The sequence below is a fragment of the Streptomyces aureoversilis genome, assembly GCF_042657885.1.
GTDB classification, from domain to species: Bacteria; Actinomycetota; Actinomycetes; order Streptomycetales; family Streptomycetaceae; genus Streptomyces; species Streptomyces aureoversilis.
Genome location: NZ_JBHSKJ010000003.1, coordinates 224,399 through 250,333, shown reverse-complemented (window position 1 = coordinate 250,333; position 25,935 = coordinate 224,399). Strand labels below are relative to the sequence as shown.

Genomic DNA, 25,935 nt, shown 5'->3' with positions numbered 1-25,935 from the left:
GTGCACAGGACGTTCCACCGGCCGTACGGGCACGGGCGCGTGCCGTACGGGGGTGGCCGGCATGAGGTTCTCACTCGACGGCGAGCAGCGGGAGTTCGGGCGGACGCTCGGCCGGATGCTGGGCGCGGCGGACACCCCGGCGGCCGTTCGGGCCTGGGCGCGGGGCGACCACGGGCCGGGGCTCGCGGTGTGGGAGCGGCTGGCGCGGGCCGGGGTCTTCGGGCTGGCCGTGCCCGAGGCGTTCGGCGGCGCGGGGCCGCTGCCGGTGGAGGCGGCGGTTGCCTTCACGGAGCTGGGCCGGCACGCGGTGCCGGGTCCGGTCGTGGAGACGGCCGCCGTCTCGGTGCTGCTCGCGCGGCTGGCCGAGGCGGGCCGGCCGGTCCTCGCGGAGGCCTGGCTGCCGCGCGTGTGCGACGGCGGGGCCCGGGTGACGGCGGCCCTGCCGGGCGCACCGGGCGGAAGCCCGTACGCGCTGGACGCGGACGTGTGCGACGGGGTGTTCGTCGCGCCGGGCGGCCCGGACGACCTCCTCCTGGCCACCGGCCACGGCCCCGTCCAGCCCTCGCTGGACCCGGCGCGGCGGCTCGCCCTGCCGCGGTGCGGCGCGGAGCCGGTGGCCGCGGGGCGGGCGGTGCGCGAGGCGGCGCGGCTCGCCGCCGACTGGGCGGCGTTCGCGACGGCCGCGCAGGTGCTGGGCGTGGGGCTGGCCCTGCTGGAGCGGACGGTGGGGTACGTGCGGCAGCGCAAGCAGTTCGGCGTGCCGGTCGGCGCCTTCCAGGCGGTCAAGCACCGGCTGGCGGACGTACGCGTGGGCCTGGAGTTCGCCGGGCCGCTCGTGTACGGCGCGGCCGTGGCCCTGGCGGCGGAGGCTCCGGGGGCGGGGGCGGAGGTCGCCGCCGCGAAGGCGGCGGCGTCCGACGCCGCCTACGGCGCGGCCCGGGCCGCCCTGCAGCTGCACGGCGCGATCGGCTACACCGCGGAGTACGACCTGTCGCTGTGGCTGGGCAAGGCGCGGGCGCTGCGGTCGGCCTGGGGGTCGCCGGCGGCCTGCCGGGCCCGCACTCTCGATTTATTTTCTCTGTAAAACACTTGCTAATCTTTTGGGCATGCTCAGACGCTCCCCGCTGCCCGGGTCCCTGCAGGCCGCCCTCCGGATCGGCCGGCCTGCGGACATCTGGTACAAGTCGGCCCTCAGCGGCGTCGTGGCGATGGCGGTCCCGTACGCCGCCCTGCTCGCCGCCGACCGGCTGGATCTCGCGCTCTACACCTCCGCCGGAGCCCTGTGCGCGCTCTTCGGCCATGACCGCCCGTACGCGGCGCGCGCCCGCTTCCTCGCCCTGGTGGTGCTCGGCATGACCGCGGGCGTCGGCGCGGCCCTGGCCGCCGCGGCCCTGGCGCCGTCCCCCGCCGTCCTGGTGGCGGTCGCGGCCGTGCTCGCCGCCGCGCAGAAGACCGCCTGCGACGCCACCCGCACCGGCCCGCCGGGCCACATCGTCCTCACGTTCGTCACGGCGTCGGCGTGCTTCGCACCGCAGCGCGCCGCGGACCTCCCGCTCCACGTCGGCCTGACGGCGGCCTGCGGCCTGTGGGCGTGGCTGGTCTGCATGGCACCCGCCCTCGTCCGCCCGCACGGCCCCGAGCGCATCGCCGCCGCCCGCGCCCTGGAGGCCGCGGCACGGCTGGCCGGCGCTCACACGGCGGAGGCGGCGGACCCGGCCCGCGCGCGCCACGCCGCCTGGCAGGCGCTGCTGCGCGCACCCGCGACGGTGCGCGCCCACGTGCACGCCGAGCTCGTCCGCAGGGAGGCGGCGGCGCACGGACGCGGCGGCACGGACGCAGGCCGGTCCCCCGCGGCGGACGCCGCCCCGGACGCCACCCCGGACACCGGGCCCTGGCAGGCCTGGGCCCTGGCCCTGCGCAAGGGCCACGCCCTGCCCGGGGACGCCCCTGCCGCACCCGGCCCCGGCGCGGTGCCGCCCGGGCCCCTCCCGCTGTCCCCGCTGCTGCCCACGGGCGCCCGCGTGCTCGCCGGTTCCGCCCTGGCCGGCTGGGCCTCGCTCGCCTGCGGGGTCGGCCACCCGTACTGGGCCGTGGTCAGCGCCGCCTCGGTCGTGCAGGCCGGCGGCGCACCGTCCGGGCAGCGCGCGCTGCAGCGGGTGCTGGGCAACCTCCTCGGCGTCGCGCTCTTCGCCACGCTGGTGCCCCTCGTGCGCACCGGGCAGGCGGCCATGGTCCTGGCCGTCCTCGCCCTGGTCGCCGGCGCCGAGGCGCTCATCTCCCGCAACTACTGGCTCGGGACGGTCTGCGTCACCCCGATGGCCCTTTTGCTGACCGAATTCGGCGGCAGCCGCCCCGCCGGGGAGCTGGTCGGCGACCGGTGGACCGATACGCTCGTCGGCGCGGCGGCGGGCCTGCTCGTCTGCGCGCTGGTCACCAACCGGCGGGCGGCGGACCGGGTCGACGCCGCCGTGGTCCGGGTGTCCGAGGCGCACGCCGCGGCCCTCGCCGTGGCGGCCGGTTCCGGCGCCCACGAGGCGGACCGCGCCCGCGACCGGCTCGCGGCCGCCCTCGTCGACCTGCGGGAGGCGGCCGACGCCGCGGCCGGCGAGTGGCGGCAGCGGACCGTCCCCGGGGAGCGGGTGGCCCGTGCCGAGCACGACGGCCACCGGGCACTGGCCGCGCTCGCCCGGGGGCACGCACCGGGCGGCGGCGCGGCGCCGATGTGAGGGCTCCCTCCGGACGGTCACCGGGGGGACGGCAGAATCTACCCGGAGCACCGACTGGAAAGGATCACCAACGTGACCGAGGACATCGTCGCGCGCGTGCTGCGGCAGTGGCAGCAGGTCCACCCCGGACTCGACACCGCGCCGATGGCCGTGATCGGCCGGCTCAACCGCTGCGCGGCGCTGCTCCAGCAGGCCACGGACGCCCCGCTGGTGCGCGAGGGCCTGACGCGGGCCGAGTTCGACATCCTCGGCACCCTGCGGCGCACGGGCCGGGAGCTCACCCCGGGCCAGATCGCACGGGAGACCTTCGCCTCCGGGGCCGCCGTCACCAAGCGGCTGCGGGTGCTCGAAGCGCGCTGCCTGGTCGCCCGCCGCGCCGACGAGCGCGACCGCCGGGTCGCCCACCTGTCCCTGACGGACGAGGGCCGGGAGCTCATCGACCGGCTGATCCCGCACCAGCTGGGTTACGAGAGCGCGCTCCTCGAAGGGCTCGGCGAGGACCGCCGGGCCGATCTCGCCGCGACGCTCGCCGAGCTGCTCGTCCTGCTGGAGGGGCGGCTCGGCGGCCTGCAGCCCTGACCTCCGGCACCTTCCGCAACGCCTGCTTCGGGCCGTACCCCCCAGGGGTACGGCCCGAAGTCGTTCCTCCCCTTGCGTTCGATACACCCCAGGGGTATACATGGAGAGAGGAGATACCCCCTAGGGGTATGAGGGGAACGGGACGAGGAGCGCGGATGAGCACCACGACGAGCAGTACCACCGGCACCGCCGAGGTCGAACTCGCGATCGGCGGCATGACCTGCGCCTCCTGCGCCGCCCGGATCGAGAAGAAGCTCAACCGCATGGAGGGCGTCGAGGCCACCGTCAACTACGCCACCGAGAAGGCCCGGGTCTTCCACGCCGAGGACGTCTCGGTGGACGACCTGATCGCCACGGTGGTCGCCACGGGCTACACCGCGGAGCCGCCCGCCCCCGCCGAGGCGGCACCCGCCGGTGCGCAGGAGGGGCGGCCCGCCGGGGAAGGGGACGAGCTGCTCACGCTGCGGCAGCGGCTGGTCACGGCCGTGACGCTGGCCGTTCCCGTCGTCCTGCTGGCCATGGTGCCCGCGCTGCAGTTCGAGTACTGGCAGTGGCTGTCGCTGACCCTGACGGCGCCCGTCGTCACGTACGCCGCCTGGCCCTTCCACCGCGCCGCCTTCACCAACGCCCGGCACGGCGCGGCCACCATGGACACCCTCATCTCGGTCGGCACCTCGGCGGCCTTCCTGTGGTCGGTGTGGGCGCTGTTCCTCGGCGACGCCGGCATGCCGGGCATGACGCACTCCTTCGACCTGACGGTCACCCGCGGCAGCGGCGCGGAGAACATCTACCTGGAGGCGGCCGCGGGCGTCACCGCCTTCATCCTGGCGGGCCGCTACTTCGAGGCCCGCTCCAAGCGCAAGGCCGGGGCGGCGCTGCGGGCCCTGATGGAGCTGGGCGCCAAGGAGGTCACGGTGCTGCGGGGCGGGCGCGAGGAGCGCATCCCGGTCTCCGGCCTGGCCGTGGGCGACCGCTTCCTCGTCCGGCCCGGCGAGAAGATCGCCACCGACGGCACCGTCGTCGAGGGCAGCTCCGCCGTGGACGCCTCGATGCTCACCGGCGAGTCCGTCCCCGTCGAGGTCGGCGTGGGCGACGCGGTCACCGGTGCCACGCTCAACGCGGGCGGCCGCCTCGTGGTCGAGGCCACGCGCGTCGGATCGGACACCCAGCTGGCCCGGATGGCGAAGCTCGTGGAGGACGCGCAGAACGGCAAGGCCGCGGCCCAGCGCCTGGCCGACCGCATCTCCGCCGTCTTCGTTCCCGTCGTGATCGTCCTTGCGCTCGCCACCCTCGGGTTCTGGCTGGCCACCGGGGCGGGCGCGACCGCCGCGTTCACCGCGGCCGTGGCCGTGCTGATCATCGCCTGCCCGTGCGCCCTGGGGCTCGCCACGCCCACCGCCCTGATGGTCGGCACCGGCCGCGGCGCCCAGCTCGGCATCCTCATCAAGGGCCCCGAGGTCCTGGAGACCACCCGCAAGGCCGACACCGTCCTCCTCGACAAGACCGGCACGGTGACCACCGGCCGCATGACCCTGCTCGCCGTCCGCACCGCCGACGGCGTGAGCGAGACCGACACCCTGCGGCTGGCGGGCGCGCTGGAGCACGCCTCGGAGCACCCCATCGCCCGGGCCGTCGCCGCGGGCGCCGCCGAGCGCGTCGGCACCCTGCCCGTGCCGGAGGACTTCGCCGACCTCCCGGGCCTCGGCGTCCAGGGCGTCGTCGAGGGCCACGCCGTCCTCGTCGGCCGGGAGAAGCTGCTCTCGGAGTGGGCCATGGGCCTGCCGGCCGGGCTGCGGGAGGCGAAGGACGCCGCCGAGGCCGCGGGCCGCACGGCCGTCGTCGTCGCCTGGGACGGCGAGGCCCGCGCGGTGCTGGAGGTGGCCGACGCGGTCAAGGACACCAGCGCCGAGGCCGTCCGGCGGCTGCGCGCGCTCGGCCTCACGCCGGTCCTGCTCACCGGTGACAACAAGGCCGTCGCCGAAGCGGTCGCCGCCGAGGTCGGCATCGACGAGGTGATCGCCGAGGTCCTGCCGCAGGACAAGGTCGACGTCGTCAAGCGGCTGCAGGCCGAGGGCCGTTCGGTCGCCATGGTCGGCGACGGCGTCAACGACGCGGCCGCCCTCGCCCAGGCCGACCTGGGCCTGGCCATGGGCACCGGCACCGACGCCGCCATCGAGGCCGGCGACCTGACCCTCGTCCGCGGCGACCTGCGCACCGCCGCCGACGCCATCCGCCTCGCCCGGCGGACGCTCGGCACCATCAAGGCCAACCTCTTCTGGGCCTTCGCCTACAACGTGGCGGCCCTGCCGCTGGCCGCCGCGGGCCTGCTCAACCCGATGATCGCCGGAGCCGCGATGGCCTTCTCCTCGGTCTTCGTCGTCGGCAACAGCCTGCGGCTGCGCGGCTTCCGCCCCACGGGCTGACGGCGCCCGGTCCCTCGCGGACGAGCCCCCTATGCCGGATACATGAGCAATTCGTAACAGGCGCAACGCTCGTCCCCGCCCCCGCCCTCTCACTCGGTGTAAGGGACACCGAGAGGGAGGGCGGGGCGACGCCATGGCGCTGCCGAAGAAGCACAGGAACCGGATCGCGGCCTCGGCGGCGGTCCTCGCGATAGCCGCCGGGACGCTCGCCGTGGCCGTCAACGACCGCGAGAGCGGCAGCACTTCCCAGGCGGCGGACCGGCCCGCCGCCGGCAGGACGGTCAGTCAGGAGATCGAGCACCTGTCGGAGGACTCCGGCAGGACGGTCAACCTCACGATCGACGACGGCCCGGACCCGGCGTGGACGCCCAAGGTCCTGAACGTGCTCAAGGAGTACGGCGCCAAGGCCACGTTCTGCATGACCGGCCCCAACGCGCAGAAGCACCCGGACCTCGTCAAGGAGGTCGTCGCGGCGGGGCACCGGCTGTGCGACCACTCCATGTCGCACGACACCAGGATGGACAAGAAGCCGGTGGCGTACCAGGAGAAGGAGATCCTGGACGCCCGGAAGCTCATCGAGGAGGCCTCGGGCGGCGAACCCGTGCGCTACTACCGGGCCCCCGGCGGGGCGTTCACCCCGGACAGCCGGCGCATCGCCGCCGAGCACGGGATGCGCCCGCTCGGCTGGAACGTGGACACCAAGGACTTCGAGCGCCCGGGCGTCGAGAAGATCCTCGACACCGTCCGGCGCGAGCTGGGCAAGGGCCCGACGATCCTGATGCACGACGCCGGCGGGCCGCGCACCCAGACCGTGGAGGCCCTCGGACGGCTGCTGCCCGAGCTCGAGCAGAAGGGGTACTCCTTCAGCTTCCCGCGGACCTGAGCGGCGTCCGGGCGGGAGTCAGCGGGGCGAGGCGGGGGTGGTGGGGGTGGGCAGCTTGGCCGCGGGGAAGGCCTGGTTGCTGTCGCAGACCAGGTCGGTGATGACGTAACTGCCGCCGCTGAGCTCGACCTTCACGTCGTGGATCTGCCGCCCCCGGGGCACCTCGTTGGCCGCCGCCGTGCAGACGAACTGGCTCCTGGAGACGGGTGTCAGCCGCAGGACGTTGAACGGCATCTGGATGCTCACCCGCAGCGTGCCGGTCGTGACGTGCACCTCGCCCTTCATCTTGGGCACGTCGGAGTACAGGCCGCGCACCCGCTCCTCCTCGCTCGGCCCCTGCAGCAGCAGCGCGACGGCGTCCTCGGCGCCGAGCTTGGCCTTGGCCGGCCGCGTCACGGACGTCACGCCGGTGGGCGACATGAAGAAGAGCCTCGCCTCCGCCGAGTTGACCTCCCCCTGCCGCTTGGCCCCCGTGGCGGGCTGCCCCACGTCGATGACGTCGGTGGTGGTGACGCCGCAGCCCGTGAGCGCCGCGGCCAGCAGGGCGGCAGGGGCGGCGCGGCGCGCTCGTCGTGCCTTCACGCCGTCTCGCCCCCGCCCTGCCGCAGCGGCAGATCCACGGTGAACACCGCGCCTCCTCCGGGTCGGTTGGCCGCCCGCACGGTGCCCTCGTGCAGGCGTACGTTCTCCAGGGTGATCGCGAGTCCGAGGCCGCTGCCCTCGGAGCGGGCGCGGGCGGAGTCCGCCTTGAAGAACCGCTCGAAGACGTGCGGCAGCACCTCGGGGTCGATGCCCCGGCCGCGGTCCGCGATCTCGATCAGCAGCCGCCGCCCGGTGCCCTCCCCGGCCACCCGGACGGCGACGTCCACCGGTTCGCCGCCGTGCTTGAGGGCGTTGCCGACGAGGTTGGCGACCACGACGTCGATGCGGCGCGGGTCCAGCCGGGCGCGCACGCCCTCGGGCAGGTCGGCGGACGCCTTGTCCTGCCAGCCGCGGGCCTGGAGGGTCTTGCGGACGGTCTCGGAGACGTCGACCTCGTCGAGGTGGAGGGCCGCGGCGCCCGCGTCGAAGCGGGAGATCTCCATCAGGTCCTCGACCATCCGCGCGAGCTTGCCGGTCTCCTCGCTGATGAGGCGGACGGCATAGGCGGTGTCGGGGTCGAGGGAGTCCGCGTCGTCGTCGAGGACGTCGACGACGGCGGTCATGGCGGCCAGCGGCGTGCGCAGCTCGTGCGAGACGTCGGCGGCGAAGCGCCGCGAGTTGGCCTCCATGCGGCGCAGCTCGGCGACGTTCTCCTCCAGGGCCTCGGCCATGTCGTTGAAGGTGCGCGAGAGGTCGGCGAGCTCGTCGCGGCCGGTGACCTTGAGCCGGGTGTCCAGCTCGCCCGCGGCGAGCTTGCGGGAGGCGCGGCGCAGTTCGCGCACGGGCCGCAGCACGCCGCGCGCGGCGACGAGGGCCGGTACGGCGGCCAGGGCGACGGCGGGAAGGGCGCCGCTCTGTGCGGCCTTGACCAGGGCCTGGACGTTCGCCTCGTCCTCGCGGAGAGGCATCTGGGCGTACACCTCCAGGCCGGAGGCCTCGCTGCTGCCGCGGTAGGTGACCGGCAGCCCGATGGCGAGCCAGGGGTCGCCGCCGCTGTCCAGGCGCTGGAAGGCGGGGATGCCCGCGCGGACCTTCTCCTGGACGCCGCGCGGGAGGATCCGGCCGTGGTCGCCGCCGGGCACGAGCCCGCTGCCGCGGTAGCGCACGTACACGGTCCAGCGCTGGGCGCTGCCGGCGGCGTTGAGCCGGTGCTGGAGGTCCTGCAGGGCCTGCTGGGAGAGCGGGAAGGCGTAGTCCGGCACCTGCGAGTTCACCTGGGAGCGCAGGGCCTCGATGGCCGTGTCCTGGGTGCGCTTGAGGATGGCCGTACGGGCCTCGCGGAAGGTCAGCGCCGCCGTGGTGAGCGCGCTGAGCGCGGCGACCAGCAGGAACGCCAGGACGAGGCGGGCGCGCAGGCCGGCCGCGACGGCGCGCAGGGACGGCCGGCGCAAGGACGGCATGCGCAAGGACGGCATGCGCAGGGACGGCATGCGCAGGGCGGGCCGCCTCACAGGGGTCCGAAGCGGTAGCCGAAGCCGCGGACGGTCTGGATGTACTTGGGCGACCGGGTGGAGTCCTCGACCTTGGTGCGCAGGCGCATCACGCAGGCGTCCACCAGGCGGGCGTCCCCGTGGTAGCTGTGCTCCCACACGTGCTCCAGGAGCTGCTGGCGGCTGAAGACGCGGCCCGGGGTGGCGGACAGGTACAGCAGCAGCTTCAGCTCGGAGGGGGCGAGCGGCAGGTCCTGGCCGTGCTTGGCGACGAGCAGGCCCTTGCGGTCGACGGTCAGGTCGCCGTGGATCTCCACGGGCTGGAGGGAGGCCGGGTCCGGGCCGCCGTCGCCGGGGGCGGCGCGGCGCAGCACGGCGCGGATGCGGGCCTCCAGGACCTCGCCGCGGGCGGGCTTGACGATGTAGTCGTCGGCGCCGGCTTCGAGGCCGAGGACGACGTCTATGTCGTCGCCGCGCGCGGTGAGCATGATGATCGGGATCTGCTGGGTGGTGCGGATGCGGCGGCACACCTCGAAGCCGCTGATGTCGGGCAGCATGAGGTCGAGCAGGACGAGGTCGGGCCGGAACGTGTCCATGGCGGCGAGCCCGGCCTCACCGGTCGCCGCGCCCTCCACCTCGTGGCCGCGGCGGCGCAGGGTGAGGGTGACGGCGTCCCGTACCGCACGGTCGTCCTCGATCAGCAGTACCCGTGACATGCGGACAGTATCGTTCCCCTCTGCACACTCGTGCGCCGCACGGGCCTCCGAACGGCAGAACTGTCACGGATTGCTCATATTCACCGGTGCCACGCACGCTGCACTCGCGCTGCACGTCGCTTCATCCGTACCGCGCGTTGCTCCGTCCGGGGCCCTCCGGGGCGGCCCGCAGCGGCCTCAGTCGCCCTCCTCCAGGCGGAAGCCGACCTTCAGGCCCACCTGGTAGTGGCCGATCGCGCCGTCCACGAGGTGTCCCCTGATCTGGGTGACCTCGAACCAGTCGAGGTTGCGCAGGGTCTGCGAGGCGCGGTCGAGGCCGTTGCGGACGGCCTCGTCGACGCCGTCCGGGGACGAGCCGACGATCTCGGTCACGCGGTAGGTGTGGTGCGTCATGGGCGCTGCTCCAGGGAGTGCGGGCCGGTACGGTCCCCACCACCGTGGCTCACCGCGCGCCCGCGCGCGAGGCGAGCGCCGGCGCCCGGCTCACGTCAGGTCGACCACCGTGCGCTCGGCCAGGACGTCCGGCGCGGCCTCGGCGGAGGGCGGGGCGGGCGGGCCCGCGGTGTAGACCGCGACGAGCTTGCCGGACTCGTCCAGGACCGGGATGTTCTTGGGGATGACCTCCCCGCCCGACAGGGTCAGGGACAGGACGCCGTCGCGGTCGGCGAGCTCCAGCGTCCCGGACGGCTCGGGAGCCTCCGTCGCTTCCGCTTCCTGGTCGGACATGGCAGGACCTCCTTGTCGCCGGGCAGCCGCAGCCTACCCCCGCCGTACCGCGGGAACACCCCTCCGGGACGGCTACGGCACCACGGTGACGGGCCAGCGCCCCGCCTTCACCAGCCGTACCGCCACGGAGCCGACGATGCGGTGGCCGGCGCGCTCGGAGGCGCCGACGACCACCGCGTCGGCCTTGAGGTCGTCGGCCGCCTGGACGAGGCCCTGGTAGGGGTCCCCGCGGAAGGTGTGGAACTCCCAGCGCACCTCATGGACGCCCCGCAGCCGCTCGGTCGCCTCGCGGATCTCGGCCAGGAGCTCCCCGGCCACCTCCTCCGTCATCTCCGACACGGGTGCGCCCAGCGCCGCGCCGCCCGCCAGGAGCGGCTGGACGTAGACGACCGCGAGCAGCGCGTGCTGGCGGCGGGCCAGGCCCGCGGCGTAGGCGGCGGCGCGCCAGGACGTGTCGGAGCCGTCGACGCCCGTGACGATCACCTTGGGCCCGTCCGTGCCGCGCTCGAAGCCGGACGGCAGGTCCCGGCTCCGCGGCTCGCGCGCCTCGCCGGCCTCGCCGGCCTCGTCGTTCAGTCCGCCGCCCGTATCTCCGTTCACATCGGGAGGCTAACCGGCGGCGGGCACCGACAGCGACAGTGCGAACCGCCCTTCCTCGTCCGTCCACCAGTGGGTGGTCTCCAGGCCGGCCGCCGCCAGCTCGGCGCGCACCCCGGCCTCGCGGAACTTGGCGGAGATCTCCGTGCGCAGCTCCTCGCCGGCGGCGAAGTTCACGGCGAGGTCGAGCGCGGGGACCTTGGCGACGAGGGCGCCGCGGGCCCGCAGCCGCATCTCGATCCACTCCTGCCGGGGGTCCCACAGGGCGACGTGGTCGAAGTCCTCCGGGTCGAAGTCGGCCTCCAGCTCGCGGTTGATGACGGTGAGGACGTTCTTGTTGAAGGCGGCGGTCACGCCCGCCGCGTCGTCGTAGGCGCGCACGAGCGTGCGCTCGTCCTTGACCAGGTCCGTGCCGAGCAGCAGGGCGTCGCCGGGGGCGAGTTCGGCGCGGACGGCGGCGAAGAAGGCGGATCGTTCCTGCGGGCGCAGGTTGCCGATCGTGCCGCCGAGGAAGGCGAGCAGGCGCGGCGCGGGCGTGGCGGGCAGGTGCAGGCCGTACTGGAAGTCGGCGACGAGGGCGTGCACCGTCAGCTCCGGGTGGTCGGCGAGCAGGCCCTCGGCCGCGCCGGTCAGGGCGCTCTCGCTGACGTCGACGGGCACGTAGTGGTCGAGGGAGGCCAGGGCGCGGATGAGGTGGCGGGTCTTGTCGGAGGAGCCGGAGCCGAGCTCCACGAGGGTACGGGCGCGCGTGGCCGCGGCGATCTCGTCCGCGCGGGCGATGATGATCTCCCGTTCGGCGCGCGTGGGGTAGTACTCGGGCAGGCGGGTGATCTCGTCGAACAGCGCGCTGCCGCGCGCGTCGTAGAACCACTTCGGCGGGAGCTCCTTGGGCGTGCGGGTCAGGCCCGTGGCGACGTCGGCGCGCAGGGCGGCGGCGGTCGCGTCGGCGGGGAGGGTGCGGGTCAGGGCGAACGGGCTCACGGGCAGGGCTCCTTGAGCGGTGACAGGGTGACGTCGGTGCGGGTCGCGGTGAGCAGGGTGCGGTCGGGGACCTCGGTCCAGCGCGGGTCGTCGTCGTAGGGCTCGGAGGCGACGGCCGTGCGGCCGCCGGGGTCCGCCAGGTACCAGAGGGTGTCCCCCCAGGCGGTGGCGGCGATGGAGGTGCCGTCCGTGAGCAGCAGGTTGAGCCGGGATCCGGGGGCGGCCTCGGCGAGCTCCGCGACCGTGTCGGCCAGTGCGCCGCCGGGGGCGTCCCCGCCGCGCAGCCGGTGCTCGACGAGGGCCCACACGAGCGCGGAGTCGCAGCGGGCCGCGAGCCGCAGGAGCGCCTCGGGGGGCAGCAGGCCGGCGAGCGGCGCGGCGGTGTCCGGCCAGCCGGCCACCGCGCCGTTGTGGCTGAAGAGCCAGGGGCCGGCGGCGAAGGGCGCGGCGGCGGCCTCGCCGTCCGCGTCCGCCGCGGTGGCGTCCCGCACGGCGGCGAGCAGGGCGCCGGTGCGCACGACGCGGGCGATGTCGGCGAAGGACAGGTCGGCCCAGACGGGGCCGGCGCGCCGGTAGCGGGCAGGCACCAGGTCGCCCTCGGCGTACCAGCCGACGCCGAAGCCGTCCGCGTTCACCGTGCCGTGGCGCTGCCGCCGCGGCGCCCAGGACTGGCGCACCAGGGAGTGCGGCGGATCGGCGAGGCTCGCGCCGATGGGCTCCTGGGGACCCAGTACGGCGATATGACGGCACATCAGGCGGGCTCGGCGTCGCGTGCGGTGCGGAAGCCGGCGAAGATCTGCCGGCGGACCGGAAGGTCCCAGTTGCGGAAGGTGCCCCGGCAGGCGACCTGGTCGACGGCGAAGGACCCGCCGCGCAGCACCTTGTGGGCGCTGCCGAAGAACACTTCCGAGTACTCCCGGTAGGGGAAGGCCTTGAAGCCCGGGTAGGGCAGGAAGTCGCTGGACGTCCACTCCCACACGTCGCCGATCAGCTGCCGGACGCCCAGCGGCGACGCGCCTTCGGGGTACGCCCCGACGGGCGCCGGGCGCAGGTGGCGCTGGCCGAGGTTGGCGTGAGCGGGGGTGGGGTCCGCGTCGCCCCACGGATAGCGCAGGGAGCGGCCCGAGCCGGGGTCGTGGCGCGCGGCCTTCTCCCACTCGGCCTCGGTGGGCAGCCGCCGCCCGGCCCACGCCGCGTAGGCCGCGGCCTCGTACCAGCTCACGTGCAGGACCGGCTCGTCGGGCGGCACGGGCTCGACGGTGCCGAAGCGCCGCCGCAGCCAGCCGGAGCCCGAGCGCCGCCAGAACAGCGGGGCCGTCAGCTCGTGGGTGCGGACGTGCCGCCACCCCTCGGGGTGCCACCAGCGCGCGTCCCCGTAGCCGCCGTCCTCGATGAAGCGCAGGTAGGCGGCGTTGCTCACGGGCAGCGTGTCGATGAAGAAGGACGGCACGAAGCGGTGGTGGGCGGGCCGTTCGTTGTCCAGGGCCCACGGCTCGGCCGAGGTCCCCATCGTGAACGGGCCTCCCTCGACCAGCACCTCGCGCGGCAGCAGCGCGGCGTCCGGCGGGGCGGGCGGCGGTTCGGGCGCGCCGAGCACGGCCGGGCCCCGGCGCAGCTGGTGGGTGATCAGCATGGTCTCGTCGTGCTGCTGCTCGTGCTGGGCGATCATGCCGAACGCGAAGCCCGACGCGGTCAGCGGGCGGCCGTCGAGCGGGGTCGCCTCCAGGACGTCCAGGACCCGGCCGCGGACGTCGGCGACGTAGCCGCGCGCCTCGGCGGGCGGCAGCAGCGGCAGCGCGGGCCGCGCGGCTCTCGGGTGCTCGAACGCGTCGTAGAGCGGGTCCAGTTCGGGGCGCAGCGCCTCGCGCCCGCCCACGGCGCGCAGCAGCCACTGCTCCTCCTGGTTGCCGATGTGGGCCAGGTCCCACACCAGCGGGGACATCAGGGGCGAGTGCTGGGCGGTCAGGTCGCGGTCGTCGACGCAGCCGGTGAGGAGGCCGGTGCGCGCACGGGCGCGGATCAGGGCGTCCGTGGCGCGCCGGCGGAGGACGTCGGGGTCCGGGCCGGGTGCGGTCATGCGGGGCTCTCCTTGCCGGTGGCGTGGTCCTCGCCGGTGCCCGGGGCCTTGCCGCCGGCTCCGTTCCCGAAGGCCCGGTCCCCGCCGGCGAACCGGTCGAGGAGGTCGTCGGCGGGGCAGCGGCCGCGGTCGACGTAGCGCCCGGTGAAGGCGTCGACGGCGTCCAGGATGCGGCGGCCGGCGCCGACCCGGGGCAGGGCCTCGCGGGCGGCGGCGAAGCAGGTGACGGCCGCGGCGTGCAGCTCGGGGTCGGCCAGGCCGTGGCGGGCGGCGTTGCGCCAGAGCGCGTTGCGGGGCGCGGGCTCCGGGCCCGCCGTGTCGGCGAGGGCCTTCACGGCCCGGTAGGAGGCCTCGGCGGCCACGGGGTCGTCGAAGAGGGCGGCCGTGACGGCCAGCGGCACCAGCCAGCCGTCCTCGCCGGGCTGCGCGTCGATCATGCGCAGCTCCAGGTGGCCCCGGGGCCGCACCGGGGGGAACAGCGTGGTCAGGTGGTAGGCGACGTCGTCGTCGGTGGCGGGCCGGGGGCGTCCCGTACGGGTCCAGCCGCGCAGGTCCAGGCCCCACGGCGGCTCCCACGGGCCCTCGCCGGAGCGCACGCACATGATCCGGGCGTCCAGGGCGTACGCGGCCCACGCCGCCCGCGGGTCGAGGTCCTCGGGCGGGGCCAGGGTGCGGCCGGGGTCCATGCGCTCGTAGCAGGCCTGGCGGGTGGAGCGCCAGCCGGTGGGGCGGCCCCCGTCGAGGGGGGAGTTGGCGAACGCGGCGACGAGGACGGCGCCCAGCAGGTGCGCCAGCCGCCAGCGCCGGCCGAAGCCGAGCGGCCCGGGCTCCTCGTGCCCGGCGTCCACGCAGACCTGCACCGAGGCGGTCTTCGTCATCACCGTGCGCCCGGCGCCGCCCCAGTGGTCGTGGAAGTCCTCCATGGCCCGGTAGCGGGGCGTGGCGAGGACGCGGCGCGGGGGGTGCCAGGGGTCCTTGCCGTAGCCGGCGAGGGAGAGGCCGAGGGAGCGGAGCGCGGGGCGGGCCTCGGCCAGATCGGCGGAGACTTCCTCCGCACAGGCGGTGAGGGACTCCGCGGGCCGGGAGCTGAACTCCAGCTGGCCGCCGGGCTCGATGGTGATCAGGGATTTCAGGGGCAGCGTCCGCAGCCGGTCGGCGGCGGCTGCCAGGAGGCGGGGGGAGACGGGCCGGGAGGGATCCTGCAGGTCGTGAACGAGCCATTCCAGCTCGACGCCGAGGAACCGCGGAGGGCCCGTCTTGAAACAGATCCCGCGGATCAGGGCATCCGCCTCCGCCTCGTCGACCACGCGGGGCGGGCCCGCCCTGTCGGACCTGGTTTCCGTCACTGTCCGTACCTCCGTCCGCCGTACCGGCCGATGGTCACCCCCACATTGTGGCGAGCCCTTGACTCGCCCGCCAGAGGAGGGTCTACGGTCCCCGCGTGACCGTAGAACAGGTGACCGCCGACGTCTTCCTGCCCGGCACCTACGCGCGCGGCGTGCCGTACGCCCGCTTCCGGGAGCTGCGGGAGAAGAGCCCCGTGCGCCGGATCGGCGAGCCGGCCGTCGGCCCCTGGCCGCCCGGCCGGGGCTTCTGGGCGGTCTTCCGGCACGCCGACGTCAAGCACGTCCTGCGCAGCCCGCAGACGTTCTCCTCGCACCTGGGCGCAACCCAGCTGCGCGACCCGGACACCGAGGCGGACCTGCGGTTCGTCCGGACCACGATGCTCAACCAGGACCCGCCCGGCCACGGCCGGCTGCGCCGGATCGTCGCCTCGGCCCTCACCCCGCGCGCCGTCCGCGAGCTGGAGGCGGTGATCGAGGCGCGGGCCCGGGCGCTGGTCGACCGCATCGCGGAACGCGGCGAGGCGGACTTCGTGGAGCTCTCCGCGCAGCTGCCCGTGCACACCCTGGCCCACGTCCTGGGCGTGCCGCGGCAGGACGGGGCGCTCATCCACGACTGGGCGAACCGGATCGTCGGCTACCAGGACGCGGACTACGCGCTGTCGGACACGGCCACCCGGGAGAGGCTCACCCCCATGGGGCGCGCGGCCCTCGCCCGCCGGCCCGCCCCGCGGACCCGTCCCGACGGCCGGCCGGTCAACCCCCGCTCGCGCGAGGCGCTGGCCGACATGTTCCACTACGCCCACGCCCTGGCCGAGCGTCCCGCGCCCGGCAGCGTGATGGCGCTGATGCGCGAAGGCGGCCTCACCCGGGACGAGTTCGAGATGATGTTCTTCCTCTTCGCGGTCGCGGGGAGCGAGGCCCCGCGCAACGCCTTGCCCGGCGGCCTGCTGGCGCTCCTCGACCACCCGGACCAGTTCGCGCTCCTGCGCAGCCGGCCGGAGCTGATCCCCTCGGCCGTGGAGGAGATGCTGCGCTACTGGCCGCCGGTCGTGCACTTCCGGCGCACCGCCACCCGCGACACCGAGCTCGGTGGGCAGCACATCCGGCGCGGCGAGAAGGTCGCCGTCTTCCACCCCTCCGCCAACCGCGACGAGCGCGTCTTCCCCGACCCGGACCGCTTCGACGTCACCCGCAACCCCAACGACCACGTCAGCTTCGGGTACGGCCCGCACTTCTGCCCGGGCGCCCACCTCGCCCGCGCCCAGATGCGCGCCGTGCTGCGGGCCGTCCTGGACCGGCGGCCCGGTCTGGAGCGGGCGGGCGAGCCGGTGCGCCTGACGTCGAACTTCCAGAACGGCCTCAAGCACCTGCCCGTCAGATGGCGAACAGATCGGTGAACGGCGCGGTGGAATCGGCGACGGTGTGGCCGAAGGGCGAGTTGAAGTCCCAGATCAGGAAGAGCAGGAAGGCGATCAGGGCGCTGTAGAGGCCGGCCAGCAGCAGCTCGCGCGGCGAGCGCCGGATCTGCAGCGTGAAGATCAGCCCCACGGCGATCAGCGCGCCCGCGACCAGGCCGAACCACACCACGCCCGGCATGGTGTCGCCCGCGCTCTGCGCCCGGGCGTTGCGCGCGGCGTCCGCGGCGCCGATCTGGTCCAGCAGCGGCTGGTAGGACTGGCCCTCGTGGTCGTTGCGCGGCTCGTACGAGGTCAGGCCCTCGCGCACCTTGTCCAGCAGCAGGGCGCCGCGGTCGGTGAGCTCGCCGCGCTTGAGCATCACCGGCCACTCCTTGTGCACCACGTAGCTCACGTAGGTGTTGACGTCCTCGCGCGTCCGGTCCCGGGCCGCCGGCGCGTACGCCTGCACCCGCTCGGTGACCTCGTGCAGCGCCTGGGCCTCGGCGCGGACCTGGTCCTGGGCGCTGTTGCGGGCCTCCCAGACGCCGGCGATGGCCAGGCCCAGCACGATGGCGTAGACAACGCCGATCATCATCGTCATGTACTCGATGACGTCGGGCGTCTCGGTCGGGTCGTCGTCCTCGCCGCGCCTGCGCTCCCGGAGCACGGTGATGGTCAGCACGACCGCGCACGCCGCGGCCATGGCGAGGACCAGGACCAGCCACTCGGACAAGGGAAACCTCCGGAAGACGAGAGCGGGGGGAACCGGGAACGGGACGGCGGGCGGTGCGGACGACCGCGCCGCCGGGGCGGTACGGACGTCAGCTGCGGCGGCCGCCGCCACCGCCACCGCCGCGCGGCCGCAGCATCGCCGCGGCGAGCACGGCCGGCGTGGTCAGCAGCAGGGTGAGGGTGACCAGGGACGCCCCGCCCTCGGGCGGGGGCGAGACGGACGCGTGGTAGGCGCGCGGGACGATGTGCGAGGGCGCCGGCGGGACTTCGGGCGCGGGCGGCGGCTCGCTGCGCGGGGCGGCCGGCGGCCGCGGCGCCGGGGCCGGCGGAAGCGCGGGCCGGGGCGCGGGAGCGCGCAGTCGCGCCGGTGCCGGGCGGGGCGGGGGCGGTGGTACGTACTCGGGCGGTGCGGGGGCGGGCGCGGGTGGCCGCGGGGCGGCCGGGGTGACCGGGCGCGGCGCCCGCTCGCACCCGATGACGATCGCCGCGAAGGCGGCGCCACCACGGGCACCGACCTTCAGGCAGCCGGGACGGTGGTCGATCTCCGCAGCCGCCGCGTCGCCGCCGGGGCCGCCGGTCCCGGCACGGACGCTGCCGTGACCGTGACTGCGACCGGGGACACCGTCAGGGACGGGCAGGCCGTGCCGCCCGGGAACGCCGTCGGAGCCGGGGTCGTACGTGACGGTGGCGGAGCCCGGGCGGATGCGGGGGACGCCGCGCAGAGCCCCGGCCGCCGGACCGGGCACCGGGCGCTCACCGCCGGCCCGGACCGGCCCGCCGGTACCGGGATCGTCCCCCGGAACGGGCCCGGCCGCCCCGGTCGTCGCCATGACGGCCGCGAAGGCCACGATCCCCGCGCGCCCGGCGCGCACCCATCCGCTCACGGGGAGATCCTCGCGGTCGTCCAGCCCTCAACTGCCCTACGAGGGGGTGAATCCCATCGAAGGGGTGAAGAACTGTGTGTTTTGTGTGCGGGGGTTCACCCCGCAAGACGGACGAACAGGGCGCACGGCGAACCTGCCGTACGCCCTCCGTCCACCCTGCCGTCCGGGCCGGGCCCTTTTACAGGTCCGTGAAGTCCCCGTGCCGGCCCGCGCCCTGGGCGAAGCGCGCGGCGCCCTCGACGGCCCCGGCAAGCGACGCCCGGCCGTGGGTGAACTCGGCCGCCATCGCCTGCTCTTCGGTGAGGCCCTCCTGTCCGAGCACGGAGGCCCGGTCGCCGCGCAGGCAGCCCTGGGGGAACCGGGCGATCTCCGCGGCCAGTCGTTCCGCGGCGGCGCGGGCCGTGCCCGTGGGGACCACGCGGTTGGCGAGCCCCATCGCGTACGCCTCGGCGGCCGGCACCGGGCGGCCCGTCAGCACCATGTCCATCGCGCGGCTCGTGCCGATCAGCCGGGGCAGGCGGACCGTGCCGCCGTCGATCAGCGGTACGCCCCAGCGGCGGCAGAAGACGCCGAAGACGGCGTCCTCCTCGGCCACGCGCAGGTCGCACCAGAGCGCCAGTTCCAGGCCGCCCGCGACCGCGTGCCCGCTGACCGCCGCGACGACGGGCTTCGACAGCCGCAGCCGCGTGGGGCCCATCGGGCCGTCCCCGCCGGCCTCGACGCGGTTGCCGCGCTCGCCGCCGAACGCCTTCAGGTCGGCCCCGGCGCAGAAGGTGCCGCCCTCGCCCCACAGCACCGCGACGAGGGCGCTCTCGTCGGCCTCGAACGCCCGGAAGGCGTCGGCCAGTGCGGCGGCGGTCCGCCCGTCCACGGCGTTGCGGGCCTCGGGGCGGGAGAGGACGACGGTGGTGACCGGTCCGCGGCGCTCCGTCCGCACGGTCGCGTCCGGCGACGCGTCCGGGGTCGCGTCCGGGGTCGCGTCCGGGGTCACAGCGCCTCCTTCAGCAGGGCGCGGTCCAGGATCGGCCCGAGGTCCGTGCCCGGCGGCAGGGTGCCGAAGGCGTTGCCCCAGTCCCCGCCCAGCCGGGAGGCGCAGAAGGCGTCCGCGACGGCGGGCGTGCTGTGCCGCACGAGCAGGCTGCCCTGCAGGACGAGCGTCAGCTGCTCGGCCAGGCGGCGGGCCAGGAGCTGGGCGCGGCCGGGGTCGCTGAGCTCCCCGAGCAGGTCCCGCAGGCGCGCGGCGGCCGCGTCGAGGCGGGGGTCCGCGCCCGCCGCCTCGCCGACCTCCGCGAAGTAGGCGTCCAGGGCGGCCGGTTCCTTCGCCAGGGCCCGCAGGACGTCCAGGGCGGCGACGTTGCCCGAGCCCTCCCAGATGGACAGCAGCGGGGCCTCCCGGTAGAGCCGCGGCATGCCGGACTCCTCGACGTAGCCGTTGCCGCCCAGGCATTCGAGGGCCTCGGCGGCATGGGCGGCGCCGCGCTTGCAGACCCAGTACTTGCCGGCCGCCAGGCCCAGGCGGCGCAGCGCCGACTCGGCGGCGTCCCCGGCCTCGGAGCGGTCCAGGGCCGCCGCGAGCCGCATCGCCAGCACGGTCGCGGCCTCCGACTCCACGGCGAGGTCGGCCAGGACGTTGCGCATCAGGGGCTGGTCGATCAGCTCGGCGCCGAACGCCTTGCGGTGCGCGGCGTGGTGCAGGGCCTGCCGCAGGCCGGCCCGCATGCCGGCCGCGGAGCCGATGACGCAGTCGAGCCGGGTCATGTTCACCATCTCGACGATCGTGCGCACGCCGCGCCCGGGCTCGCCGACCGGCCAGGCCACGGCCTGCTCGTACTCGATCTCCGCCGAGGCGTTGGAGCGGTTGCCGAGCTTGTCCTTGAGCCGCTGCAGGCGCATGGCGTTGCGGGTGCCGTCGGGCAGCACGCGCGGCATGAGGAAGCAGGTCAGGCCCTCCGGGGCCTGGGCGAGGACCAGGAAGACGTCGCTCATCGGCGCGGAGGTGAACCACTTGTGGCCGGTGATCACGTAGGAGCCGTCGCCCGCGGGCACGGCCGTGGTGGTGTTGGCGCGGACGTCGGAGCCGCCCTGCTTCTCCGTCATCGACATGCCCGCGATCAGGCCCTGCTTGCCGAGCGGCGGGCGCAGCCCGTAGTCGTACGTGCGGGAGGCCAGCAGCGGCTCGTAGGCGGCGGCCAGTTCGGGCTGGGCGCGGAGGGCGGGGACGGCGGCGTACGTCATCGAGACCGGGCAGCCGTGGCCGGGCTCGGCCTGGGCCCACGCGTAGAACTTCGCCGCGCGCACCAGGTGGGCGCCGGGGCGGGCCTCGGCCCAGGGGGCGGCATGCTGGCCGCTCTCCACGGCGGCGGCCATCAACCGGTGCCAGGCGGGGTGGAACTCGACCTCGTCGATGCGGTGGCCGTAGCGGTCGTGCGTGCGCAGCACCGGGGGGTGCGCCTCGGCCGTGCGGGCCCAGTCCTGCACCTCCTCCGTGCCGGCCCGGGCGCCGAGCTCGCGGACCTCGGCCTCGCCCCACGCGCCCCCGTCGCGGCGCAGGGCCTCCAGCAGGGCGGGGTCGTCGGCGGTCGTGAAGCCGGTCAGGGGCGGGGCCTGGTTGAACACGTCGTGCGTGGCGCTCATGGCGACCTCCGGGCGGGCCGTTCGGCAGGGCGTGGGACGTCGGACGGTATTACAGTTTCATGATGAGTGATGAAGGACTGTAATGGATAGGGTTGGCCCAGCCATGGACGACACCGTTGCCGTTTCCCCCGCCGCTCCCGCCGCTCCCACCGCTCCGGCCCTGCGGCCCCTGACCGCGCGCTCGGTCGTGCTCTCCACCCTCCTCGGGCACCACCCGCCCGCGCTCCCCGCGCGCGCCCTCGTGCGCGTGGGGGAACTGTTCGGGACCGCGGAGGGGACGGTGCGGACGGCCCTGACCCGGATGGTCGCCGCGGGCGACCTGGAGCAGCACGACGGCACCTACCGGCTGACCGACCGGCTCCTCGCCCGCCAGGCCCGGCAGGACGACAGCCGCGCGCCCCGCACCCGGCCGTGGGACGGCGGCTGGGAGATCGCCGTCGTCACCCCCGAGCGCCGCAGCGCGGCCGACCGCGCCGCCCTGCGCCAGGCCATGGCGGCGCTCCGCCTCGGCGAACTCCGCGAGGGCTGCTGGATGCGCCCCGCCAACCTCCTGCGGGACCGGCTGCCGGTCGTCACCGCCCAGTGCACGCTGCTGACGGGCGCGCCGGAGGGCGACCCGGCGCGGCTCGCGGCGGCCTTGTGGGACCTGGACGGGTGGGCCTCGCGCGCCCGCTTCCTGGAGTCCGCCCTCCGCGAGGACCGCACGGCGGCCCTCGCGGAACGCTTCACGGTCTCGGCCGCGGTCCTGCGGCACCTGCTGTCGGACCCGGTCCTGCCGCGGGAGTTGCTGCCGGCGGACTGGCCCGGGGAGGAACTACGGCACCGCTACGAGGCGTTCGACCGCGACTTCCGGGCCCTGCTGCGGCGCCACATCGGCATCTGAGCCGGGTCGGCGCCTGAGGCGGGTCAGGGCCTGAGGCGTACCGCCCGCCGTGGCCTCCGGTCAGCCCCGCGGCAGCACCGTGGAGAGCACCTGGGGCAGGGGGTACCAGTCCGCGGTCGCGAAACTGGCGTGGGCCCCGGCCAGGAGGCCGTGCCGGGCGCGCGCCTGGGCCTCGGTGGGGCGGGTGACGTCGATGGCCGGGGACACCTTGTGGGCGTCCGTCATGACGAGGAGGTAGCGCCGGTCGTCGTACCAGGCCGTGTCGATGCCGCCCGCCGTGTACGTGGCGGCGTCCCCGTCGAAGACGACGAACCAGGGGCGCAGGGACGGGTCGGCGTAGCGGGTGCGGGGGTCGCCGGGGACGGCGCCGTGGACGGCGGGGAAGGCGGCGGCCTGACGGAGCCGGCCGGCGGCCGCGAGGTCGCGCAGGTGCTGCGCGTACTCCCGGTCGGTCCACAACCGGTCGGCGGGGTTGCGCTCCTCCACGGTGCCGGGGATGAGTTCGACGAGGAACTTGCCGGCCATCGCGGAGCGCGCGGGCCAGCCGCCGGCCCGGACGGCCTCGTCGAGGGTGGCGCGGCCGCCGGCGAGGTCGGCGGGGCGGTAGAGGGCGTCGCCGAGCTTCTCGGTGAGCAGGGCGTCGAGTTCTGCGGGTCCGCGGCCGCTGTCGGCGTTGAACCCGTCCTTCATCTCGACCTTGAGCATGACGGGCCGGTGGCCGGGGTGGGCGTCGTGCCAGGCGCGGATGTCGGCGAGACAGCCGGCCAGGGGCTGGTTGCGGGTCCCGGTGCGCAGCTTCGCGGGCGACGTGGCGCCCACGCAGTTGTTGGCGTTGCGCAGGGGGCTGGCGTGCGAGACGCGGAAGGAGCGCCCGCCGAAGCCGTTGGTCCAGACGTCGAGTTCGACCAGGGAGGCGCCGGAGTCGAGGGCGTCGGCGAAGTAGGGGTACTTGGCGCTCTCGTAGGCGTTGTGGACCCCGACGGAGGTCGTCGCCGAGTAGGCCGGGCCTTCGGCCGCCCCGGCCGGAGCGGACGCGACGGCCGTGACCGCCGTCAGTGCCGCGGTCACGGCCGCCGTCAGTGCCGTGCGTATCGTTCTTCTCATGTCCCCGCCCGCTGCTCTCGCTCAAGTGTGCTGATATGAACGGGCAGTAGGGTACGTCACCGGCGGGCGGGTGCCGGACGGCCGCGGATCACGGGCAGCCGCAGGTCATGGGCCGGCCACAGGTCGGGCCGGCCGGGGTCACGGTCCGTCGTACGGCGTGCGGGCCACCTCCGGCGTCTCCGTGTCGAGCGGGACGGACCCGGAGCGGACGAGGCCGAGCTGGACGCCCTGGCGGGGCAGGATCGCGTCGAGGAGCCAGTCGGCGGCGACGCGGATGCGGTTGCCGGGCATGGCGGCCAGGTGGTAGCCGCGGGTGACGGCACTGGCCAGGGGCCCGGAGAGCGGGATGTGCAGCGGGTCGGCCGCGGCCTGGACGCCGCCGAGGTCGACCGTGAAGCCCAGGTCGCGGTGGCGGTAGGGGCGACGCTCCCCGCGCCCGAAGGACGCGGCGATGTTGCGGGCGGCGGTCCGGCCCTGCCGCTGGGCGTGCTGGGCGGTCATCGGGGTGTACTCGCCGGGCCGGGTGAGGTCGGGCACGGCCGCGGCGTCGCCGCAGGCGAAGACCTCCGGACGGCCGGGCACGGCCAGGTACTCGTCCACGCACAGCCGCCCCCGCTCGGTGGGCAGTCCGAGGCCGGCGACCAGCGGGTCCGGGCGCACCCCCACGCACCAGACGAGGGAGCGCGTCGGGACAAACTCCCCGTCGTCCAGGTGCACGCCCTCCCGGGTGGCCTCCTTGACGGACGTGCCCGTACGGACCTCGACGCCGCGGCGGCGCAGCACCCGGTCCGCGGTGCGCGAGAGGCGCCGGTCCAGCTCGGGCAGGACCCGCGGGGCGAGGTCCAGGAGCACCCAGCGGGGGCGGGCGCCCGCTTCGCGCAGGGCGCTGTTGCGGCGCACCAGCGAGTCGGTGAACAGCACGCCGTGGGCGGCCACTTCGGTGCCGGTGTACCCCGCTCCCACGACCACGAAGGTCAGCCGGGCGGTGCGCTCCTCCGCATCGGCCGCGGCGCCGGCCAGCTCGGTCTGGCGCACGACGTGGTCGCGCAGGTAGAGGGCCTCGGGCAGGCCGCGGAAGCCGTGGGCGCGCTCGGCGACGCCGGGCACGGGCAGCAGTTTGTTGACGCTGCCCACGGTCAGCAGCAGCCGGTCGTAGGCCAGGGAGCCGCGGTTGCCCTCGGGGTCGGCGTACCCGATGCGCCGGCCGTCGAGGTCGACCGTGTCGACCTGGCCGAGGACGAGCCGGACCCGGGGCAGTGTCCCGGTCAGCGACACCGAGACCCGGCGCGGCTCCAGGACGCCGGCCGCGACCTCGGGGAGGAGGGGCAGGTAGAGGAAGTAGTCGTGGGGGTTGACGAGCACGATCTCGGCGGCGCCGCGCGCCGTGCGGGACAGCTCGCGGGCGGCCTGGTAGCCGGCGAATCCGGCTCCGACGACGACGATGCGGGCTCGGCTGCTCACTGACGGCTCCTGTGGTCCGGTGTGCCGGGAAGGACGGGTGAGGGGGCGGGGGTACGGGGTGCGGGAAGCGGCACTCCTCCGCGTAACCGGCCCCGCGGAGGCCCAAACGGGGGGCCGGGGCCCGGAACCGGACACATCTGCAAGTCGCTTATTCCGGTCGTATACAGAACTGCACGATTGTGCAGTGGTTCGTGGCGTGACGCTCCCGGGCGCGGCCCGCCGGGCAAGCACTGGACAGGCCCTTGGACGGGCACGGGACGAGCGAGGGGCCGGGCATACCGTGGTGAGCGACGAATACATCAGTTGGCGCAATCATTTCCTGCTGCTCCTCGACCGCATCCCGACGCCGATCGCCGTCTGCCGGCCGGACGGCGAGGTCACGGTCGCCAACCCGGCCATGGCCGCCGAGTGGGGCACTTCGCCGGTCCGCCTGCGCGGCCGGAACCTGCACGAGATGTTCCGGCCGCGGCTGCCGGGCCGGCTCGACCGGCACATCGAGGCGCTGCGGCTCGGCCGCCGGCCCCGTCACCCGATCGAGGTGCGCTGGCTGGCGGGCGCGGGCGGCGTCGAACGGGAGGGGGAGCTGCTCGTGGACCCGGTCGGGGACGGCTTCCCGCCGAGCCCGATGCTGCTGGCCGTGCTCCGGGTGCGGGCGGGCGAAACCGTCCCGCGTCCGGCGGAACCGGCCGCCGAGGTGAGCGTGGTGGAGGGGCACATCCTGGCGCTGGCCGCCGCGGGGGCGACGACCGCCGCCATCGGCAAGGCGGTCGGGCTGACCGTGGACGGCGTCAACTACCACCTGACCCGGCTCACGCGCCGCTGGCGCGTGCCCAACCGCACGGCGCTGGTGGCCAAGGCGTACGTCCTCGGCGTGCTCTCGACGCGCGAGTGGCCGCCCGCGCCCTCCCCTCAGCGCACCCGCGGCGGGGCGTGCCGCAGCACGCAGTCGCCGCACATCCCGCCGGGCAGCACCCGGTAGTAGAGACAGCAGGTGCTGCGCACGAAGGACGGCGCGGAGCGCGGCGCGGGGCCCGGGACGAGGGTGCCGGTGCCGTGCAGGAGCGGGTCGGCGAGTACGGCGCGGGCGAGGTCGAGGGCGCGGGCCGCGTCCTGCGGGCGGCCCCGGTCGCGGCACCAGGCGTGCAGCACGCGCAGGGAGCCCGCGAGCGACGACGCCGCGTTGCCCCACAGGAGGCGCCCGGAGACCGGGACGACCGTGCGGGTGAGTTCGTGCAGGTCCGCCAGCGGGCCGCGCAGGACGTGCTCGCGGATGGCTCCGGCCGGGTCCGCGGCGGTGCCGGGCAGGGCCGTGGGGCCGGGCAGCCACAGGTCGTCGGGCGCGGTACGGGCCGGGTGCCAGCGCAGCCGGCCGAGGTCGGGGACCTCGCCGGAGAGCACGGCCGAGCCCAGGGCGACGGACAGCAGCCGCCCGGCGATGCCCTGGTAGGCGACGGACGCGGCCACGCGCCGGTCCTCCGTCCCCAGGCGCCCGGCGACGGTCTCCACACGTGCGCGCACCGCTTCCTCGCCGAGCGGCAGGTACTCCCCGGGGGCTTCCGCGGGCGCCTCGGGCGCCGCTTCGGTCCGCAGGGCGAAGAACGGTCCTACGGCTGCGAGTCCGGTCAGGCGCATGGTCGGGGCGGTTCCGTTCGGTCGGCTGAAGCGCCGCCCACCGTACACGGGGCATGACAAGGGGACCACGGTGCGGCCGGGG

Annotated in this window: 25 protein-coding genes; 8 read left to right on the top strand and 17 right to left on the bottom strand. The window is 75.6% G+C overall.

Annotation, left to right across the window (positions count from 1 at the left end; genetic code table 11):
• The first annotated feature begins 61 nt into the window (after positions 1 to 61).
• The 5 genes from ACFPP6_RS06655 (at position 62) to ACFPP6_RS06635 (ending at position 6,611) form a co-directional block, all read left to right on the top strand.
• Positions 62 to 1,084, top strand: coding sequence for an acyl-CoA dehydrogenase family protein (locus ACFPP6_RS06655; protein WP_382038160.1), 1,023 nt, complete (start codon positions 62 to 64; stop codon positions 1,082 to 1,084).
• Between the two features lie 22 nt (positions 1,085 to 1,106).
• Positions 1,107 to 2,726: an FUSC family protein gene (locus ACFPP6_RS06650; RefSeq protein WP_382038158.1), complete on the top strand. Its 1,620-nt coding sequence runs from the start codon at positions 1,107 to 1,109 to the stop codon at positions 2,724 to 2,726.
• A gap of 72 nt (positions 2,727 to 2,798) precedes the next feature.
• On the top strand, positions 2,799 to 3,305 hold the full coding sequence (locus ACFPP6_RS06645) for a MarR family winged helix-turn-helix transcriptional regulator (RefSeq protein ID WP_058042761.1): 507 nt from the start codon (positions 2,799 to 2,801) through the stop codon (positions 3,303 to 3,305).
• 155 nt (positions 3,306 to 3,460) lie between these two features.
• Positions 3,461 to 5,728 carry a heavy metal translocating P-type ATPase gene (locus ACFPP6_RS06640; protein ID WP_382038156.1) on the top strand — a complete coding sequence of 756 codons (2,268 nt, stop codon included), beginning with the start codon at positions 3,461 to 3,463 and terminating at the stop codon, positions 5,726 to 5,728.
• A gap of 133 nt (positions 5,729 to 5,861) precedes the next feature.
• Complete coding sequence (locus ACFPP6_RS06635; RefSeq protein ID WP_382038154.1) at positions 5,862 to 6,611, top strand: polysaccharide deacetylase family protein; 750 nt, start codon at positions 5,862 to 5,864, stop codon at positions 6,609 to 6,611.
• 18 nt (positions 6,612 to 6,629) lie between these two features.
• On the opposite strand, the gene ACFPP6_RS06630 is transcribed toward ACFPP6_RS06635, so the two are convergent.
• The 10 genes from ACFPP6_RS06630 to egtA form a co-directional block, all read right to left on the bottom strand.
• Complete coding sequence (locus tag ACFPP6_RS06630) at positions 6,630 to 7,193, bottom strand: hypothetical protein (RefSeq protein ID WP_382038152.1); 564 nt, start codon at positions 7,191 to 7,193, stop codon at positions 6,630 to 6,632.
• A complete protein-coding gene (locus ACFPP6_RS06625) occupies positions 7,190 to 8,653 on the bottom strand; it encodes an ATP-binding protein (protein WP_382038150.1) in 1,464 nt (487 codons plus the stop codon). The genes ACFPP6_RS06630 and ACFPP6_RS06625 overlap by 4 nt, the downstream gene beginning before the upstream one ends.
• Before the next feature lie 47 nt (positions 8,654 to 8,700).
• Positions 8,701 to 9,399, bottom strand: a complete 699-nt coding sequence (locus tag ACFPP6_RS06620) for a response regulator transcription factor (protein ID WP_336011043.1) — start codon at positions 9,397 to 9,399, stop codon at positions 8,701 to 8,703.
• A gap of 177 nt (positions 9,400 to 9,576) precedes the next feature.
• On the bottom strand, positions 9,577 to 9,792 hold the full coding sequence (locus tag ACFPP6_RS06615) for a dodecin (protein WP_382038148.1): 216 nt from the start codon (positions 9,790 to 9,792) through the stop codon (positions 9,577 to 9,579).
• Positions 9,793 to 9,882: 90 nt separating this feature from the next.
• The gene (locus ACFPP6_RS06610; protein ID WP_382038146.1) at positions 9,883 to 10,125 is read right to left on the bottom strand and encodes a hypothetical protein; all 243 of its coding nucleotides are present in this window, start codon (positions 10,123 to 10,125) and stop codon (positions 9,883 to 9,885) included.
• 72 nt (positions 10,126 to 10,197) lie between these two features.
• A complete protein-coding gene (locus ACFPP6_RS06605) occupies positions 10,198 to 10,647 on the bottom strand; it encodes a universal stress protein (RefSeq protein ID WP_382038510.1) in 450 nt (149 codons plus the stop codon).
• Positions 10,648 to 10,734: 87 nt separating this feature from the next.
• Positions 10,735 to 11,703, bottom strand: coding sequence for an L-histidine N(alpha)-methyltransferase (egtD, locus tag ACFPP6_RS06600; RefSeq protein WP_382038144.1), 969 nt, complete (start codon positions 11,701 to 11,703; stop codon positions 10,735 to 10,737).
• Positions 11,700 to 12,455, bottom strand: coding sequence for an ergothioneine biosynthesis protein EgtC (egtC, locus tag ACFPP6_RS06595; protein WP_382038142.1), 756 nt, complete (start codon positions 12,453 to 12,455; stop codon positions 11,700 to 11,702). Before egtC ends, egtD begins: the two co-directional genes overlap by 4 nt.
• Positions 12,455 to 13,780 (bottom strand): ergothioneine biosynthesis protein EgtB, encoded by a 1,326-nt coding sequence (gene egtB, locus ACFPP6_RS06590; RefSeq protein WP_382038140.1) that lies wholly within the window; start codon positions 13,778 to 13,780, stop codon positions 12,455 to 12,457. The genes egtC and egtB overlap by 1 nt, the downstream gene beginning before the upstream one ends.
• On the bottom strand, positions 13,777 to 15,126 hold the full coding sequence (gene egtA, locus ACFPP6_RS06585; RefSeq protein ID WP_382038139.1) for an ergothioneine biosynthesis glutamate--cysteine ligase EgtA: 1,350 nt from the start codon (positions 15,124 to 15,126) through the stop codon (positions 13,777 to 13,779). Before egtA ends, egtB begins: the two co-directional genes overlap by 4 nt.
• A 95-nt stretch (positions 15,127 to 15,221) precedes the next feature.
• On the opposite strand from egtA, the gene ACFPP6_RS06580 reads away from it, so the two are divergent.
• On the top strand, positions 15,222 to 16,523 hold the full coding sequence (locus ACFPP6_RS06580; RefSeq protein WP_382038138.1) for a cytochrome P450: 1,302 nt from the start codon (positions 15,222 to 15,224) through the stop codon (positions 16,521 to 16,523).
• Here the strand turns inward: ACFPP6_RS06580 and ACFPP6_RS06575 are convergent.
• From ACFPP6_RS06575 to ACFPP6_RS06560, 4 genes are all read right to left on the bottom strand, one after another.
• Complete coding sequence (locus tag ACFPP6_RS06575) at positions 16,501 to 17,256, bottom strand: bestrophin-like domain (protein ID WP_382038136.1); 756 nt, start codon at positions 17,254 to 17,256, stop codon at positions 16,501 to 16,503. The genes ACFPP6_RS06580 and ACFPP6_RS06575 overlap by 23 nt on opposite strands.
• Before the next feature lie 88 nt (positions 17,257 to 17,344).
• Positions 17,345 to 18,139, bottom strand: coding sequence for a hypothetical protein (locus ACFPP6_RS06570; RefSeq protein WP_382038134.1), 795 nt, complete (start codon positions 18,137 to 18,139; stop codon positions 17,345 to 17,347).
• Between the two features lie 178 nt (positions 18,140 to 18,317).
• Positions 18,318 to 19,130, bottom strand: coding sequence for a crotonase/enoyl-CoA hydratase family protein (locus ACFPP6_RS06565; protein WP_382038132.1), 813 nt, complete (start codon positions 19,128 to 19,130; stop codon positions 18,318 to 18,320).
• Positions 19,127 to 20,773: an acyl-CoA dehydrogenase family protein gene (locus ACFPP6_RS06560; RefSeq protein WP_382038130.1), complete on the bottom strand. Its 1,647-nt coding sequence runs from the start codon at positions 20,771 to 20,773 to the stop codon at positions 19,127 to 19,129. The genes ACFPP6_RS06565 and ACFPP6_RS06560 overlap by 4 nt, the downstream gene beginning before the upstream one ends.
• A gap of 103 nt (positions 20,774 to 20,876) precedes the next feature.
• On the opposite strand from ACFPP6_RS06560, the gene ACFPP6_RS06555 reads away from it, so the two are divergent.
• Complete coding sequence (locus ACFPP6_RS06555) at positions 20,877 to 21,656, top strand: PaaX family transcriptional regulator C-terminal domain-containing protein (protein ID WP_382038129.1); 780 nt, start codon at positions 20,877 to 20,879, stop codon at positions 21,654 to 21,656.
• A 60-nt stretch (positions 21,657 to 21,716) separates the two neighbouring features.
• On the opposite strand, the gene ACFPP6_RS06550 is transcribed toward ACFPP6_RS06555, so the two are convergent.
• Positions 21,717 to 22,760, bottom strand: a complete 1,044-nt coding sequence (locus tag ACFPP6_RS06550; RefSeq protein WP_382038127.1) for a phosphatidylinositol-specific phospholipase C domain-containing protein — start codon at positions 22,758 to 22,760, stop codon at positions 21,717 to 21,719.
• A gap of 138 nt (positions 22,761 to 22,898) precedes the next feature.
• Entirely contained in the window at positions 22,899 to 24,221 is a 1,323-nt protein-coding gene (locus tag ACFPP6_RS06545) for an NAD(P)/FAD-dependent oxidoreductase (protein WP_382038125.1), read from the bottom strand.
• A gap of 283 nt (positions 24,222 to 24,504) precedes the next feature.
• Here ACFPP6_RS06545 and ACFPP6_RS06540 point away from each other — a divergent pair, with 283 nt between their 5' ends.
• Entirely contained in the window at positions 24,505 to 25,200 is a 696-nt protein-coding gene (locus tag ACFPP6_RS06540) for a PAS domain-containing protein (RefSeq protein WP_382038124.1), read from the top strand.
• Here ACFPP6_RS06540 and ACFPP6_RS06535 read toward each other — a convergent pair.
• On the bottom strand, positions 25,131 to 25,853 hold the full coding sequence (locus tag ACFPP6_RS06535; RefSeq protein ID WP_382038123.1) for a (2Fe-2S)-binding protein: 723 nt from the start codon (positions 25,851 to 25,853) through the stop codon (positions 25,131 to 25,133). The two genes, ACFPP6_RS06540 and ACFPP6_RS06535, sit on opposite strands and share 70 nt — an antisense overlap.
• Between the last annotated feature and the right edge of the window lie 82 nt (positions 25,854 to 25,935).

Bases quoted from the DNA above. Each gene is read 5' to 3' on its own strand.
- ACFPP6_RS06650 (WP_382038158.1), top strand. From the start codon at position 1,107: ATGCTCAGACGCTCCCCGCTGCCCGGGTCCCTGCAGGCCGCCCTCCGG.
- ACFPP6_RS06635 (WP_382038154.1), top strand. From the start codon at position 5,862: ATGGCGCTGCCGAAGAAGCACAGGAACCGGATCGCGGCCTCGGCGGCG.
- ACFPP6_RS06610 (WP_382038146.1), bottom strand. From the start codon at position 10,125: ATGTCCGACCAGGAAGCGGAAGCGACGGAGGCTCCCGAGCCGTCCGGG.
- ACFPP6_RS06640 (WP_382038156.1), top strand. From the start codon at position 3,461: ATGAGCACCACGACGAGCAGTACCACCGGCACCGCCGAGGTCGAACTC.
- ACFPP6_RS06535 (WP_382038123.1), bottom strand. From the start codon at position 25,853: ATGCGCCTGACCGGACTCGCAGCCGTAGGACCGTTCTTCGCCCTGCGG.
- ACFPP6_RS06625 (WP_382038150.1), bottom strand. From the start codon at position 8,653: ATGCCGTCCTTGCGCCGGCCGTCCCTGCGCGCCGTCGCGGCCGGCCTG.
- ACFPP6_RS06655 (WP_382038160.1), top strand. From the start codon at position 62: ATGAGGTTCTCACTCGACGGCGAGCAGCGGGAGTTCGGGCGGACGCTC.
- ACFPP6_RS06555 (WP_382038129.1), top strand. From the start codon at position 20,877: ATGGACGACACCGTTGCCGTTTCCCCCGCCGCTCCCGCCGCTCCCACC.
- ACFPP6_RS06620 (WP_336011043.1), bottom strand. From the start codon at position 9,399: ATGTCACGGGTACTGCTGATCGAGGACGACCGTGCGGTACGGGACGCC.
- egtC (WP_382038142.1), bottom strand. From the start codon at position 12,455: ATGTGCCGTCATATCGCCGTACTGGGTCCCCAGGAGCCCATCGGCGCG.
- egtB (WP_382038140.1), bottom strand. From the start codon at position 13,780: ATGACCGCACCCGGCCCGGACCCCGACGTCCTCCGCCGGCGCGCCACG.
- ACFPP6_RS06560 (WP_382038130.1), bottom strand. From the start codon at position 20,773: ATGAGCGCCACGCACGACGTGTTCAACCAGGCCCCGCCCCTGACCGGC.
- ACFPP6_RS06615 (WP_382038148.1), bottom strand. From the start codon at position 9,792: ATGACGCACCACACCTACCGCGTGACCGAGATCGTCGGCTCGTCCCCG.
- ACFPP6_RS06550 (WP_382038127.1), bottom strand. From the start codon at position 22,760: ATGAGAAGAACGATACGCACGGCACTGACGGCGGCCGTGACCGCGGCA.